General features: G+C 66.2%; 12 protein-coding genes. 7 read left to right on the top strand and 5 right to left on the bottom strand.

Going from position 1 to position 13,743, the window contains the following annotated elements; genetic code table 11:
• Positions 1-25: 25 nt before the first annotated feature.
• Positions 26-2,539 carry an ABC transporter permease gene (locus E0501_RS02515; RefSeq protein WP_137699771.1) on the bottom strand — a complete coding sequence of 838 codons (2,514 nt, stop codon included), beginning with the start codon at positions 2,537-2,539 and terminating at the stop codon, positions 26-28.
• Complete coding sequence (locus E0501_RS02520) at positions 2,536-3,225, bottom strand: ABC transporter ATP-binding protein (RefSeq protein WP_137699772.1); 690 nt, start codon at positions 3,223-3,225, stop codon at positions 2,536-2,538. The genes E0501_RS02515 and E0501_RS02520 overlap by 4 nt, the downstream gene beginning before the upstream one ends.
• On the opposite strand from E0501_RS02520, the gene E0501_RS02525 reads away from it, so the two are divergent.
• On the top strand, positions 3,224-3,916 hold the full coding sequence (locus E0501_RS02525) for an arylesterase (RefSeq protein WP_137699773.1): 693 nt from the start codon (positions 3,224-3,226) through the stop codon (positions 3,914-3,916). The two genes, E0501_RS02520 and E0501_RS02525, sit on opposite strands and share 2 nt — an antisense overlap.
• Before the next feature lie 69 nt (positions 3,917-3,985).
• On the opposite strand, the gene E0501_RS02530 is transcribed toward E0501_RS02525, so the two are convergent.
• Entirely contained in the window at positions 3,986-4,192 is a 207-nt protein-coding gene (locus tag E0501_RS02530) for a cold-shock protein (protein WP_137699774.1), read from the bottom strand.
• A 208-nt stretch (positions 4,193-4,400) separates the two neighbouring features.
• On the bottom strand, positions 4,401-5,945 hold the full coding sequence (locus E0501_RS02535) for a Ppx/GppA family phosphatase (protein WP_137699775.1): 1,545 nt from the start codon (positions 5,943-5,945) through the stop codon (positions 4,401-4,403).
• A gap of 291 nt (positions 5,946-6,236) precedes the next feature.
• Here E0501_RS02535 and E0501_RS02540 point away from each other — a divergent pair, with 291 nt between their 5' ends.
• The 6 genes from E0501_RS02540 to E0501_RS02565 all read left to right on the top strand — a co-directional run bounded on the left by E0501_RS02540 (position 6,237) and on the right by E0501_RS02565 (position 13,136).
• Positions 6,237-7,124: a LysR family transcriptional regulator gene (locus E0501_RS02540; protein WP_137699776.1), complete on the top strand. Its 888-nt coding sequence runs from the start codon at positions 6,237-6,239 to the stop codon at positions 7,122-7,124.
• A 104-nt stretch (positions 7,125-7,228) separates the two neighbouring features.
• The gene (locus E0501_RS02545) at positions 7,229-7,705 is read left to right on the top strand and encodes a formate dehydrogenase subunit gamma (protein ID WP_407943393.1); all 477 of its coding nucleotides are present in this window, start codon (positions 7,229-7,231) and stop codon (positions 7,703-7,705) included.
• Positions 7,702-9,222 carry a formate dehydrogenase beta subunit gene (locus E0501_RS02550; RefSeq protein ID WP_137699777.1) on the top strand — a complete coding sequence of 507 codons (1,521 nt, stop codon included), beginning with the start codon at positions 7,702-7,704 and terminating at the stop codon, positions 9,220-9,222. Before E0501_RS02545 ends, E0501_RS02550 begins: the two co-directional genes overlap by 4 nt.
• Positions 9,219-12,116 (top strand): formate dehydrogenase subunit alpha, encoded by a 2,898-nt coding sequence (gene fdhF / locus E0501_RS02555; RefSeq protein WP_137699778.1) that lies wholly within the window; start codon positions 9,219-9,221, stop codon positions 12,114-12,116. Before E0501_RS02550 ends, fdhF begins: the two co-directional genes overlap by 4 nt.
• 5 nt (positions 12,117-12,121) lie before the next feature.
• Positions 12,122-12,943 (top strand): formate dehydrogenase accessory sulfurtransferase FdhD, encoded by an 822-nt coding sequence (gene fdhD, locus E0501_RS02560; RefSeq protein WP_137699779.1) that lies wholly within the window; start codon positions 12,122-12,124, stop codon positions 12,941-12,943.
• Positions 12,933-13,136 carry a formate dehydrogenase subunit delta gene (locus E0501_RS02565; RefSeq protein ID WP_137699780.1) on the top strand — a complete coding sequence of 68 codons (204 nt, stop codon included), beginning with the start codon at positions 12,933-12,935 and terminating at the stop codon, positions 13,134-13,136. The genes fdhD and E0501_RS02565 overlap by 11 nt, the downstream gene beginning before the upstream one ends.
• A gap of 6 nt (positions 13,137-13,142) precedes the next feature.
• Here the strand turns inward: E0501_RS02565 and E0501_RS02570 are convergent, their stop codons facing one another.
• Entirely contained in the window at positions 13,143-13,667 is a 525-nt protein-coding gene (locus E0501_RS02570) for a glutathione peroxidase (protein ID WP_137699781.1), read from the bottom strand.
• Between the last annotated feature and the right edge of the window lie 76 nt (positions 13,668-13,743).

Here is a 13,743-nt window from a genome sequence, read left to right on the forward strand (position 1 = left end):
TGCAAGCAAGAAGGGGGCGGGCCGGCTATTCGCGGGCCCGCAGCACCTTGGCCGGGCGCAGGACGAGGGCCCGCGCGGCAAAGCCCGCGCTGGCGGCAAGCGTGGCAAGGATGCCGCCCAGAACGATTGCCATGGCCGACGGCCAGATCACCTGGAACCCTGTTTCGAACACGAAATGGCTGACTGCCCAGCCGCCGGCGATGCCAGCGGCCATCGCGACGACGCCCGCCGTCAGGCCCAGAAGGCCCGCGCGGAGCAGGAAGCTCGTCAGGATGCGCGCCCGGCTGGCGCCCAGCGTCTTGAGCACCGCGGCCTCATGCGCACGGGCCGGCGTGCCGGCCGCCGCGGCGCCGATCAGCACCAGGAAACCGGTGAGCAGCGTGGCCGCCGCGCCCCAGGATGTTGCGGCAGCGATGGAGCCCAGAACCTCGGCCACGCGGTCGATGGCATCCTTCACGCGGATCGCGGTTATGTTCGGATAGGCGGTCGACAGATCGCGCAGGATGGCGGCCTCGGCCTGCGGGTCGGCATAGACGGTGGCAATGAAACTGTGCGGGGCGGCGGCGATGGCAGCGGGGTTCATCGACATGATGAACCCCATGCCCGCGGTGGAGAAATCGACCTCGCGGAACGAGGCGATGCGCGCGGTGATATCGCGGCCGAGGATATTGATGGTGAGCGTGTCACCAAGAGCGAGGCCCATTTCGGCGGCTTCCTCGGCGGCGAAGCTGACAAGCGGCGAACCGGCGTAATCGGCCGGCCACCACTCGCCCGTCGTCACGGTTGTGGTTTCGGGTTTGTCGGCGGCATAGGTGATGCCGCGGTCACCGTTCAGCACCCAGTGATCCCCCGCGACCTCCTTGGCCGGGCGGTCATTGATGTGGGTGATGACGCCGCGCAACATCGGCGCGCTTTCGATGCGACTGACCTGTGCGTCGCTTTCCAGGCGATCAAGGAAGCCCGGCATCTGGTCCTTCTGGATGTCGACGAAGAAGAAGGATGGCGCGCGGGTGGGCAGATCGCGCTGGATCGCGCCGCGCAGGTTACCGTCGATCTGGCCGACGGCAGCCAGAACCGAGAGCCCGAGGCCCAACGACAGAACCACCGGCCGCGCGTCCGAACGCGGACCGCCGATGGCTGCCAATGCCCAGCGCAGCGCCGGACGGCCATGGGCGCGTACATGGGCGCGGCGTGCCAGGAATTGCGCCACCAGCGCGGCGATTGCCAGGAAGAAGAGCGCAGCGATCAGCCCGCCCGCCGTCCAGAGTGTCAGCCGGAACGAGCCCGAGAAGAGCCCGGCGGCGGCAACAAGCCCCAGGAGCAGCGCCGCCGTGGCCAGGGCATAACGTGCCCGGGGCAGGGAAGGTGTGCCGCCGAGCGCATCGCGAAAGAGCGTTGCCGCGCGGATCGTTTCGGTGCGTGCGAGCGGCCAGAGGGTGAAAAGCGCGGCGGTCAGCAGGCCATAGGCAGCGGCCTCGGCCAGGGGCCGGGGATATAGCGCGAAGAGCGCGGGCACGGGCAAAAGCGCGGTGAGCAGGGGTGCAAGCAGAAGCGGGACCAGTCCGCCGAGCGCCAGGCCGATGGCGATACCCAGGGCCGAGAGAGCGGTGATCTGCAAAGCATAAGCGGCAAAGATCGTGGCATTGGTGGCACCCAGCGTGCGCAGGGTGGCGATGGTTTCGGTCTTGCCGGCGAGATAGGCGCGCACCGCCGCCGAGACGCCGACGCCCCCCACCGCGAGACCGGAGAGGCCCACGAGGATCAGGAACGCCGAGAGCCGTTCGACAAATCGCGCCACCCCCGGCGCGCCGTTGCGGGCATCGCGCCAGCGCAGGCCGGATTGATCGAGTGCCGCGCGCGCGGCCTGCTCGGTGGCGGGCAGATCGCTGCCTTCGGGCAGGTCGAGCCGGTATTTCGTGGAAAAGAGCGTACCGGGTTGCAGAAGCCCCGACCGGGCCAGATTCGATGTCCGCACCAACGTGCGCGGGCCGAGGCCGAACCCGCCGGTGGCATTGTCAGGCTCGCGCGTGAGCGCGGCGTTGAGGCGGAAGTTTTGTTCGCCGAGTTTGAACGTATCGCCAATTTCCAGTCCCAGCCGCGCGATCAGCACCGGGTCCATCACGGCGCCGGGCAGGTCGCTGCCGGAAAGTGCCCGTGCAAGAGGTTGGGGCGGGTCGAGCTGAACCTGACCCATAAGCGGGTAAGCCGCATCGACGGCCTTGACCTGGGTCAGGGCCCGGGTCTCGTCCGTGGTGGCCATCGAGCGGAAATCGACGATTTCCGAGACGGCATCGGCCCGGTCCTGCATCCAGCTGCGTTCCTCGCCGGTTGCGAAGCGATATGTCAGCTCGATCTCGGCGTCGCCACCAAGCAGGGCCGCGCCTTCCTGCGCCAAACCGGCCTCGATGGCGGCTCGGACCGAGCCGATGCCCGCGATAGCGGCCACGCCGAGGGCAAGGCAGGCAAGGAAGATGGAAAAGCCGCGCAGGCCCCCTCGCAATTCGCGCCGGGCGATCCGGGCGGCCATGGCAAGGCTCATTGCGCGGCCTCGGCATGTGCGACGAGCCGACCATCGCGCAGGTGCAAAATGCGGTCGCAGCGCGCGGCCAGCGCTTCATCATGGGTGACGAGCACCAGCGTGGCGCCGTGTTTCGCGCTGAGATCGAAGAGCAGGTCGATGATCTGTGTCCCGGTGGAGCTGTCGAGATTGCCGGTGGGTTCGTCCGCCAACAGGATGTCCGGCCGTGGTGCTGCGGCACGGGCAAGGGCCACGCGTTGCTGCTCGCCACCCGAAAGCTGGCTGGGATAGTGATTGGCGCGATGGGCAAGGCCGACGGATTCAAGTTCGGACAGGGCACGGGAAAAGGCATCGGCGTGCCCGGCCAGTTCCAGCGGGGTGGCCACGTTTTCCAGCGCTGTCATCGTCGGGATCAGGTGGAAAGACTGAAAGACGACACCCATGTGATCGCGCCGGAGCCGGGCTAGCGCGTCTTCGGACATCGCGGTCAGGTCATGGCCCAGGGCGGTGATCTGTCCGGACGTCGCGCGTTCCAACCCGCCCATGAGCATCAGAAGGGAGGATTTGCCCGAACCCGACGGGCCAACCATTGCAAGCGTTTCGCCGCGGTTTACATCCAGGGTGATGCCATGGAGAATTCCGATGCGGCCCGCGTTTCCATCAAGCGAAAGCGAGGCGTCGGTCAGCGAAAGTGCAGGAGATGTCATGCGGGTAAATCTTTGTCTCGGGGCCTTGTTTCCATATGGGGTGGTGCGCGCTGTGGGCAAGGCGCTGGCGGCAGGGATTTTCGCGCTGGTGCTGGCGGGGCAGGCCGCAGCGGAAAAGGTGCACCTGATCGCTTTCGGCGACAGCCTGACGGCGGGATGGGGCCTTCTGGACCACGAAGGCTTCGTGCCGCAACTGCGCCAATGGCTTGAGGCGCAGGGCGAAGATGTGCGCATCGTGCTGGCCGGCGTGTCTGGCGATACCACCGCTGGCGGGCTGGCGCGGATGGACTGGACGCTGACGGATGAATTGCAGGGCATCATTTTGCAGCTGGGTGGCAACGATGCATTGCGTGGAGTTGATCCGGCAGTGACGCGCGAAAACCTGGACCGGATGATGCGGATTGCCAGCGACAGGGGGCTGGAAATTCTGCTGGTGGGAATCGCGGCGCCAGGCAATTACGGGGCCGACTACCAAACGTCGTTCGCGGCGACCTACCCCGAGCTCGCCAAGGCGCATGACGCGCTGGTCTACCCCGATTTCTTTGCCGCGCTCGGCGACACGCCGGCCGGGGCGTTGCCCTACATGCAGGAGGACGGCATTCACCCGAATGCCGAGGGGGTACAGCGGATTGTCGGGGATATCGGACCCGAGGTGCAGGCGTTGATCGCGCGTATCCGGGCGGGCGACTAGGGCCCACGCAAAACGGGCGCCCGATGGGCGCCCGCTGCAATCGCTGGCTTGCGGAAAACCCGCCGGCGATCAGGCCAGCGCGATGTTCACCGCAGCTTCGCGGCCGTCACGGCCGGCTTCGACGTCGAAGGTGACCTTCTGATCGTCTGCCAGACCGGTGAGGCCCGAACGCTCAACGGCCGAGATGTGTACGAACACATCCTTGCCGCCCGATTCCGGTGCGATGAAGCCGTAGCCTTTGGTGGTGTTGAACCATTTGACGGTGCCATTTGCCATCGTCGTTTCTCCTTTTTGTCTGCCCGCGGAATTGCGGCAGGTCGGCGTAGTCAGTGCAAGATCGAGTGACTGAGCCGATAAAGGAGCAGTGGTCGATAGTGGTAACGTCGCAAAAGCGCATATGGGGGTTGTGCACTGACATAGCAAGAAAAACTTTTTCGACGGGTGGTTAACGGCATATCCATGCCGCTCGGGGACAGGAAAGCCTTCAGCCGTTGCTGTGCACCTCGGGTTCCGCCTCGAGGGCGGCGGCGAGCGATTGAAACCGGGACTCGGCGACCTCGCCGAAAAGGGGTGTGGCCTCTTGCGAGAGGGTCAGTTCGAGGACCTTTTTCTTGGGGTAGAGCTTCATCTGTCCCAGCTTCGCATCCTTTTTGAGCCAGAGCATGGCGCCGAAGCGCATGGCCTTGCCGACGACTTCTGCTGCTTTCTGGTCGGCTTCGGGCAGCAGCTCATAGAAAGGCTCGAAGCGCGCGCCGCTGCGCGAGTTCGAGTAGCGGTGCAACAGGGCAAGTCCGAGGAAGATGCGTTCGGAATGGCGCAGGCCACCCATGTTGGCGCGGGTGGCATAGTCGAAACAGACCTCGCCGCGGTAGTCGGGGTGGGCGCGCCATGTCACGTCGTGCAGGAGGCAGGCGGCCTTGATCAGGCGGAGGCGGTCGCGGGTGGCTTTCTTGAACAGCGGTTCGATGAATTTGTAGAGCACGCGGCCGAATCCGGGCAGGCGCGCGTCTTTCGATTCGGCGAAATAGCAGGCCTCGATCAGCGGGTCGCGATCGCGCAGTTTCTTAGGCATTTGTTCATACAGCATGCCTTCGCGGATGCCGTAGGAGCTGATCGCGATGTCGCGGGGGCCGAAGGTCTTGACCACTTCCTTGAGCACTTCGGCGGCGATCGGCACTAGGGCCATGCGGGACGAGGAAATACCGCAGCGCGCGCGCAGTTCCTCGGGATCGTTCTCGGCGATGAACCGGGCGGTGGCGGTGACGGCCTTGCGGCTCATCCTATATTCGTGAAGCACGCGCAGGGGGTAGCCACGGCGCTCCATATCGACCCTGGCGATGGCCCGCCAGGACCCGCCGACGAGAAAGAGGCGGTTGTGCTGTTCGCCCATTTTTTCATGCAAATCGCTGAGAACATTGCGGATATGTTCCTTGCGCGCTTTCTTGCCGCCCTTGATACCGCGCAGACGCAGGGGGCCGAGCTGAGAACTGACGCGACGCCCGACCTGACCGTCATTGATCTCGGCCAGTTCCATCGAGGCACCGCCGATATCGCAGACGAGCCCGTAAGAGCCGGGCCAGCCCAGAAGCACGCCCTGGGCCGAGAGGCGCGCCTCTTCGAGCCCGTCGATCACGTGCAGCTTCAATCCGGTCTCGGATTCCACCAAGTCCCTGAATTCCGGACCATCTTCGGCATCGCGTACGGCGGCGGTGGCGACGGCGGTCAGCGGGCCAGTACCCATGCCTTCGGCCAGGCGTTGAAAGCGCCGAATCGCCGACAGCGCGCGAACGCGGCCCTGGGGATTGAGGCGGCCGGTTTCGGCGAGGCCATCACCGAGCGCACACATAATCTTTTCGTTATAGAAATAGGCCGGCGAGCGCGCGGCGCCGTCGAAAACGACGAGGCGCACCGAGTTCGAGCCGACATCGACCACACCGACGCGCGACAGGGCGCGGGCCTCGGGATCGGCGAAGAGCGGGCGGCCAAAAGGCCCCCAATCGGTTGATGTTGCTGGGTTTTCCGCGTCCATGCATTCCCCCGGGGCCGTTCCATACCTGTTATGGCAAGGGGGGCGGCAGCGGTCAACGCCAAGGACCGATTAAGGCCGTCTTGCCGCACCGTCCCGCCGGGTTAACGCCGCTGGCAGGCCGAAAAGAGGGGGGTGATTTGCGTGCACAGCGCGTGCACCGCCCGGCTGCCCCCGGATTTGACCGCGGGATTGCGGAATTTGGTTAACCGGGCGTGCGCTGCGCTTGATCCCGGGCGGCGCGCGCCCGTAAGCTCAAATCGAATTCGGGAGTTCTGATAGGAAATTCCAATCATGATCGACAAACTGGAAATGTTCATCGCCCTGTCGCGCGAGAGCCATTTCGGCCGCGCGGCCGAAAGCCTGAATATTTCGCAACCAACCCTGTCGGCGGGGATCAAGCAGCTGGAGGAACAGCTGGGCGTGCAGCTGGTGTTTCGCGGCTCGCGCTTTGGCGGGCTGACGCCCGAAGGGCAGAGCGCGCTGGTCTGGGCGCAGAAGATCGTGGGCGATGCGCGCCAGCTGCGCGACGAGATGCGCGCGAAACGCCACGGTCTGTCGGGCGAGTTACGCCTGGCGGTGATCCCCACCGCGCTGACCTGGGCGGTGGAGTTGACCACGGCGTTTTCGCGAAAGCATCCGAACGTGCGGTTCACAATCCTGTCGCGCAATTCGCGCGAGATCCTGTCGATGCTGGAAAACTTTGAGGCGGATGCGGGCCTGTCCTACCTGGAGAACGAACCGCTGGGGCGGATGGACAGCGCGAAACTCTACGATGAGGTTTACATGCTGGTCTGCGCGGCAGGATCGAAACATGCCGGGCGGAAATCGGTCGCGTGGCGCGAACTGGAAGGCGAGGCGTTGGCGCTGCTAACACCGGACATGCAGAACCGCCGGATCATCAACCAGCACCTGGCCGAGGCGGGGATCGCGCCCGAAACGGTGATCGAGTCCAATTCGATCATCGCGCTGGTGGCGAGCGTCGTGTCGGGACAGTGCATGTCGGTGCTGCCGTCGGATATCGCGGAGTTCCTGGCCACCGGCAAGGATGTCACGCTGATCCCGCTGGAGGGGGCGGGGCGGGGGCATCCGGTGGGGCTGGTCGTGCCGCATCGGGACCCCAGAACGCCGGTTCTGGAGGCGCTGATCTCCGAGGCTGTGCGATTGAAAAAGCCCATGTGACCGTCGATTCCTGATAGGAAATCCTGATCAATCGACGCGACAGCTTTATTGATCGGACCCGGTCCGAAATGGGATACTGCGCCAAAGGAAAGGACGAACCTGCCATGGCATCAGACATGTCCGCCGCGTCGCTGGAGGAACTCCGGCAGATCATAGACGCGCATCTGCATCTTGAAGGGCCGCTTCTGCCGATGCTGCACGGCATCCAGGAGGCGTTCGGCCATATCCCGGCCGAGGCGCATGCGCCGATTGCCGAGGCGCTGAACATCAGCCGCGCGGAACTGCATGGCGTGATCAGTTTCTACCATGATTTCCGCGAGAAACCGGCGGGCCGGCACGTGCTGAAGATCTGCCGCGCCGAGGCCTGCCAGGCGGTGGGCGGCGAGGCGCTGGCCGAGGCGACGCTGAGTAAGCTGGGGCTGGACTGGCACGGCACCACGAAAAACGGCGCGGTGACGGTTGAGCCGGTTTATTGCCTGGGCCTGTGCGCCTGCGCGCCCGCGGCGATGATGGATGACCGGGTGGTGGGCCGCGTGGACACGGCGCGGATGGACGAAATGCTGACGGAGGCCGGGGCATGAAGATCTGGGTTCCGATAGACAGCGCCGCGAAGGCGCTGGGGGCCGACGCGGTGACCAGGGCGCTGGCGGCCGAGGCCGAGGCGCAGGGCATGGATGTCGAGATCATCCGCAACGGCACGCGCGGGATGATCTGGCTGGAACCGCTGGTCGAGGTCGAGATCGACGGGGTGCGCCACGGCTATGGCCCGGCCGAGCCCGGCGATGCGGTGGGTATCCTGTCGGGCGACAGCGCCAAGGCGCTGGGCCCGGTCGAAGACCTGGACTGGATGAAGCGGCAGACGCGGCTGACATTCGCGCGGGTGGGCGTGATCGACCCGCTGTCACTGGCCGAGTACGAGGCGCATGGCGGGCTGGCCGGGCTACGCCGCGCGGCGGCGATGAGCGGCCAGCAGATCGTGGACGAGGTGAAAGAAAGCGGGCTGCGCGGCCGCGGCGGCGCGGGCTTTCCCACCGGTATCAAGTGGCAGACGGTGCATGACGCCGAGGCGGCGCAGAAATACATCGTCTGCAATGCCGACGAGGGCGACAGCGGCACCTTTGCCGACCGGATGATCATGGAGGGCGACCCCTTTACCCTGATCGAGGGCATGGCGATTGCCGGGCTCGGCGTGGGGGCCACCAAGGGCTATGTCTATCTGCGCTCGGAATACCCGGATGCGATCCGGGTGATGCGCCGCGCCGTCGAGATCGCGCGGCATGCGCGGGTGCTGGGGGCCGATGTGCTGGGATCGGGCCGGGCATTCGACATGGAGATCCGCGTGGGCGCGGGCGCCTATGTCTGCGGCGAGGAAACTTCGCTTCTGAATTCGCTGGAGGGCAAGCGGGGCGTTGTGCGCGCGAAACCGCCGCTGCCGGCGCTGGAGGGGTTCCTGGGCCGGCCGACGGTGGTGAACAACGTGATTTCGCTGGCCACGGTGCCGGTGATTTTCGAGAAGGGCGCGCAGGCCTATGCGGATTTCGGGCTGGGCCGGTCGCGCGGCACGGTGACCTTGCAGATCGCGGGCAACGTGGCGCGGGGCGGGCTTTTCGAGACCGCCTTCGGCATCAGCCTGGGCGAGGTGGTGAACGAGCTGGGCGACGGCACCGCCACCGGGCGGCCGGTGAAGGCGGTGCAGGTGGGCGGGCCGCTGGGCGCCTACCTGCCGGTGTCGAAATTCGATGCGCCGCTGGGTTATGAGGAACTGGACGCGGAAGGCGGGCTTCTGGGCCATGCCGGGCTGGTGGTGTTCGACGATAGCGCCGACATGCTGAAGATGGCGCGGTTCGCCATGGAGTTCTGCGCAGTGGAGAGCTGTGGCAAGTGCACGCCCTGCCGGATCGGCGCGGTACGCGGTGTCGAGACGATCGACCGGATCGCGGCGGGCGATGCGGGCGCGGTGCCGCTCCTGAGCGATCTGTGCGAGACGATGAAGGAGGGCTCGCTCTGCGCGCTGGGGGGCTTCACGCCGTTCCCGGTGATGTCGGCGCTGACGCATTTCCCGGACGAGTTCACGGGCCAGAAGGAGGCTGCGGAATGAAGGATTTCATCATCCCCTGGGACGATCGTGACATGGGCACGCCCGCGAAAGAGGGCGCGCCGGTGACGCTGAGCATCGACGGGTTCGAGGTGACGGTGCCCGAGGGCACGTCCGTGATGCGGGCGGCGGCCGAAGCGGGCATCCAGGTGCCCAAGCTGTGCGCCACCGACAGCGTTGAGGCGTTCGGCTCGTGCCGGCTGTGCGTGGTGGAGATCGAGGGACGGCGGGGCACGCCGGCCTCGTGCACGACGCCGGTGGCCGAGGGGATGGTGGTGCACACGCAATCCAGCAAAGTGCGCAAGATCCGCAAGGGCGTGATGGAGCTTTACATCAGCGATCACCCGCTGGACTGCCTGACCTGCGCGGCCAATGGCGATTGCGAGCTGCAGGACATGGCCGGCGCCGTGGGGTTGCGCGACGTGCGCTATACCGCGCCCGGGAATGCGGGGCTGGCCAACCATTTCGAGGCGCGCAACACCTCAGGCGAGGCGAATGCGCAATGGATGCCCAAAGACGAGAGCAACCCCTATTTCACCTATGATCCCAGCAAGTGCATCGTCTGTTCGCGCTGCGTGCGCGCCTGCGAGGAAGTGCAGGGCACGTTCGCGCTGACCATCGCGGGGCGCGGCTTTGACAGCCGTGTGAGCGCGGGCGGCGCAGCCGACGATTTCCTCTCCTCCGATTGCGTCAGCTGCGGCGCCTGCGTTCAGGCCTGCCCGACCGCGACCCTGCAGGAAAAGAGCGTGATCGAGATGGGCACGCCGGACCGCTCGGTCGTGACCACCTGCGCCTATTGCGGGGTGGGCTGTTCGTTCAAGGCCGAGATACAGGGCGACCAGCTGGTGCGGATGGTGCCCTACAAGCATGGCAAGGCCAACCGCGGCCATAGCTGCGTGAAGGGGCGGTTCGCCTATGGCTATGCCACCCACCGCGACCGGATCCTGCACCCTATGATCCGCGACAGCATCGACGAGCCGTGGCGCGAGGTGAGCTGGGACGAGGCGCTGAGCTTTGCCGCCGCGCGGATGCGCGGGCTGCAGGAAAAATACGGGAAGAAGAGCATCGGGGTCATCACCTCGAGCCGCTGCACCAACGAGGAGACCTTCCTAGTGCAGAAGCTGACCCGGGCGGTGTTCGGCAACAACAACACCGACACCTGCGCGCGGGTCTGCCATTCGCCCACCGGCTACGGGTTGGGCCAGACCTTTGGCACCAGTGCGGGCACGCAGGACTTCGACAGTGTCGAACATACCGACGTGGTGATCGTGATCGGCGCCAACCCCACCGACGGCCACCCGGTCTTTGCCAGCCGGTTGAAGAAACGCCTGCGGCAGGGCGCGAAACTGATCGTGATCGACCCGCGGCGGATCGACCTGGTGAAATCCGCGCATATCGAGGCGGCGCATCACCTGCCGCTGCGCCCCGGCACCAACGTCGCGGTGGTGACCGCGCTGGCCCATACGATCGTGACCGAGAAGCTCTATGACGAGGCCTATATCCGCGAGCGCTGTGACTGGGACGAATTCCAGGACTATGCGGAGTTCGTGAGCGATGCGCGCCACAGCCCGGAAGCGACCGAGATGCTGACCGGCGTGCCGGCGGACGAGCTGCGCGCGGCGGCGCGTCTGTTCGCGACCGGCGGCAATGGGGCGATCTATTACGGGCTGGGCGTGACCGAGCACAGCCAGGGCTCGACCACGGTGATGGGGATCGCCAACCTGGCGATGCTGACCGGCAACGTGGGCCGCAAGGGCGTGGGCGTGAACCCGCTGCGCGGGCAGAACAACGTGCAGGGCAGCTGTGACATGGGAAGTTTCCCGCATGAATTGCCGGGCTATCGCCATGTGAAACTGCCCGAGGTGCGCAAGATTTTCGAGGAGGCCTGGGGCGTGGAGATCGACCCGGAGCCGGGGCTGCGCATCCCCAACATGCTGGATGCGGCGGTGGATGGCACCTTCAAGGGGCTTTACTGCCAGGGCGAGGACATCCTGCAATCGGACCCGGACACGAAACACGTGGCCGCGGGGCTGGCGGCGATGGAATGCGTCATCGTGCATGACCTGTTTCTGAACGAAACCGCCAATTACGCGCATGTGTTCCTGCCCGGCTCGACCTTCCTGGAGAAGGACGGGACGTTCACCAATGCCGAACGCCGGATCAACCGCGTGCGCGAAGTGATGAAGCCGATGAACGGCTACGCGGACTGGGAAGTGACCCAGATGCTGGCCAATGCGATGGGCGCGGGCTGGAATTATACCCATCCCAGCCAGATCATGGCCGAGATCGCCGAGACCACCCCGTCCTTTGCGGGCGTGAGTTACGAGGCACTTGAGGAAAAGGGCAGCATCCAGTGGCCCTGCAACGAGGCGCACCCGGACGGCACGCCGCTGATGCATGTGGACGGGTTCGTGCGCGGCAAGGGGCGGTTCATCGTCACCGAATACGTGGCGACCGATGAAAAGACCGGCCCGCGTTTCCCGCTGTTGCTGACCACCGGGCGGATCCTGAGCCAGTACAACGTGGGGGCGCAGACACGGCGCACCGAGAACGTGGTCTGGCACGATCAGGATATCCTGGAAATCCACGCCCATGACGCGGAAAACCGCGGGGTCAAGGATGGCGACTGGATCAGGCTGGCGTCACGCTCGGGAGAGACGACACTGCGCGCGCATATCACCGACCGGGTGAGCCCGGGCGTTGTTTACACCACCTTCCACCATCCCGACACGCAGGCCAACGTGGTGACCACGGACTATTCCGACTGGGCCACCAACTGCCCGGAATACAAGGTGACGGCGGTGCAGGTGAGCCCGTCGAACGGGCCGACGGACTGGCAGGAGGATTACGCCGCGCAGGCCGAGAAGGCCCGGCGTATCCTGCCGGCGGCGGAGTGAGCGCCATGCCGTTCAAGCGCGCACAGAGCATTCCGGGCCGGTCGCATCAGGGCGATGGCGCCTTTGCCGTGCACCGGGCGCTGCCCGAGGAGGTGCCAGTGGCGATGGTCTATAACGGCACGAGCCACGCGGTGATGATGGCGACACCCGCCGATATCGAGGATTTCGCGCTGGGGTTTGCCCTGACCGAGGGCGTGGTGGAGCGCGCGGACGAGTTCGAAAGCTTTGAGGTGGTGCATCACGAGGCGGGCATCGAGGCGCGCGCCTGGCTGAGTGAGGAGCGCGCCGGCGCGCTGGGCCGGCGGCGCCGGGCGATGGCCGGGCCGGTGGGCTGTGGCCTGTGCGGGATCGACAGCCTGGAAGAGGCCAGCCGCGCGTTGCCGCAGGTCGGCGGGCGCGGCGTGCGCCTGAGCCGGGCCGAGGTGGCGGGCGCGACCGATGCGCTGCGTGGCCACCAGCCGCTGCATGACCGCACGCGAGCGACCCATGCCGCGGGCTTCCTGCGCCCGGGCGGGGGCATCGTGATGGCGCGCGAGGACGTGGGCCGGCACAACGCGCTCGACAAGCTGATCGGCGGGTTGCAGCGCGCCGGGATCGACCCGGCCGAGGGCGCCTTCGTGATGACCTCGCGCCTGTCGGTCGAGCTGATCCAGAAGGGCGCGATGGCGGGCTGCCCGGTGATGATCGCCGTGTCGGCGCCCACGGCGCATGCGCTGCGCCTGGCCGAGGGGGCGGGCATGACTCTGGCCGCCTTTGCCCGCGGCGGCGGGTTCGACCTTTATGCCCACCCCCATCGCATTATCGACGAGGTAACGGATGTCGCCTGAGAAAATGGTTCGGATGGCGAACCAGATCGCCACGTTCTTCAAGACCCAGCCGGGCCAGGATGCCGCCGAGAAGGTGGCAAGCCACCTGCGTGATTTCTGGGAGCCGCGGATGCGCGCGCAGCTGAAGACCTATGTCGAGGAGGGCGGCGCGGGGCTGGATGACGCGGTGATCGGGGCCGCGCGCCAGCTGTGAGGCCCGTCAGCGGGCCAGCAGCGCCTCGATCTGCCGGGTGATCGCGGGGGACAGCGGTTTGACCGGGGAGCCGTAGGTTTTGACCACGCGGCCATCGGGGCCGATCAGCACCTTGTTGAAATTCCAGCCCGGCTCGAACCCGGTTTCGGCGCGCAGCGTTCGGTAGAACGGGTGCGCCTTGCCGCCACGCACATGGGTAATGGTGGTCATCGGCATGTCGAGGCCGAACTGCACGTCGCAGAATTCCTTGACCGCGGCGTCGCTGGAAAGCTCCTGCCTGAAATCATCCGACGGGACGGCGAGCACGACAAGGCCGCGATCGCGGTAGCGGTCATAGAGCTTCTGCAGCCCGTCATATTGCGGGGTGAAGCCGCATTGCGAGGCGGTGTTCACCACCAGCACCGGCTGGCCCGCCCATTGCGAGATCGAAAGCGTGCCGCCGTCGATATTGTCGAACGGCGCGTCGAGATCGAGCGCCTGGGCCTGGGTGCCCAGAAGGATGGCGACTGTCAGGGCCAATATGCGAAGCATGGGGGCCTCCTTTCACTACTGGTGTTACGGGACCTGCACGCCCGTGGATCAATACAAGCCGGTGCGGGACGAACGC

It is taken from the genome of Marimonas lutisalis (genome assembly GCF_005434965.1).
Taxonomy (GTDB): domain Bacteria; phylum Pseudomonadota; class Alphaproteobacteria; order Rhodobacterales; family Rhodobacteraceae; genus Marimonas_A; species Marimonas_A lutisalis.

Coding starts and splice junctions, on each gene's coding strand:
- fdhD (WP_137699779.1), top strand. CDS start 12,122: ATGCCGTTCAAGCGCGCACAGAGCATTCCGGGCCGGTCGCATCAGGGC.
- E0501_RS02550 (WP_137699777.1), top strand. CDS start 7,702: ATGAAGATCTGGGTTCCGATAGACAGCGCCGCGAAGGCGCTGGGGGCC.
- fdhF (WP_137699778.1), top strand. CDS start 9,219: ATGAAGGATTTCATCATCCCCTGGGACGATCGTGACATGGGCACGCCC.
- E0501_RS02515 (WP_137699771.1), bottom strand. CDS start 2,539: ATGAGCCTTGCCATGGCCGCCCGGATCGCCCGGCGCGAATTGCGAGGG.
- E0501_RS02525 (WP_137699773.1), top strand. CDS start 3,224: ATGCGGGTAAATCTTTGTCTCGGGGCCTTGTTTCCATATGGGGTGGTG.
- E0501_RS02540 (WP_137699776.1), top strand. CDS start 6,237: ATGATCGACAAACTGGAAATGTTCATCGCCCTGTCGCGCGAGAGCCAT.
- E0501_RS02520 (WP_137699772.1), bottom strand. CDS start 3,225: ATGACATCTCCTGCACTTTCGCTGACCGACGCCTCGCTTTCGCTTGAT.
- E0501_RS02565 (WP_137699780.1), top strand. CDS start 12,933: ATGTCGCCTGAGAAAATGGTTCGGATGGCGAACCAGATCGCCACGTTC.
- E0501_RS02570 (WP_137699781.1), bottom strand. CDS start 13,667: ATGCTTCGCATATTGGCCCTGACAGTCGCCATCCTTCTGGGCACCCAG.
- E0501_RS02545 (WP_407943393.1), top strand. CDS start 7,229: ATGGCATCAGACATGTCCGCCGCGTCGCTGGAGGAACTCCGGCAGATC.
- E0501_RS02535 (WP_137699775.1), bottom strand. CDS start 5,945: ATGGACGCGGAAAACCCAGCAACATCAACCGATTGGGGGCCTTTTGGC.
- E0501_RS02530 (WP_137699774.1), bottom strand. CDS start 4,192: ATGGCAAATGGCACCGTCAAATGGTTCAACACCACCAAAGGCTACGGC.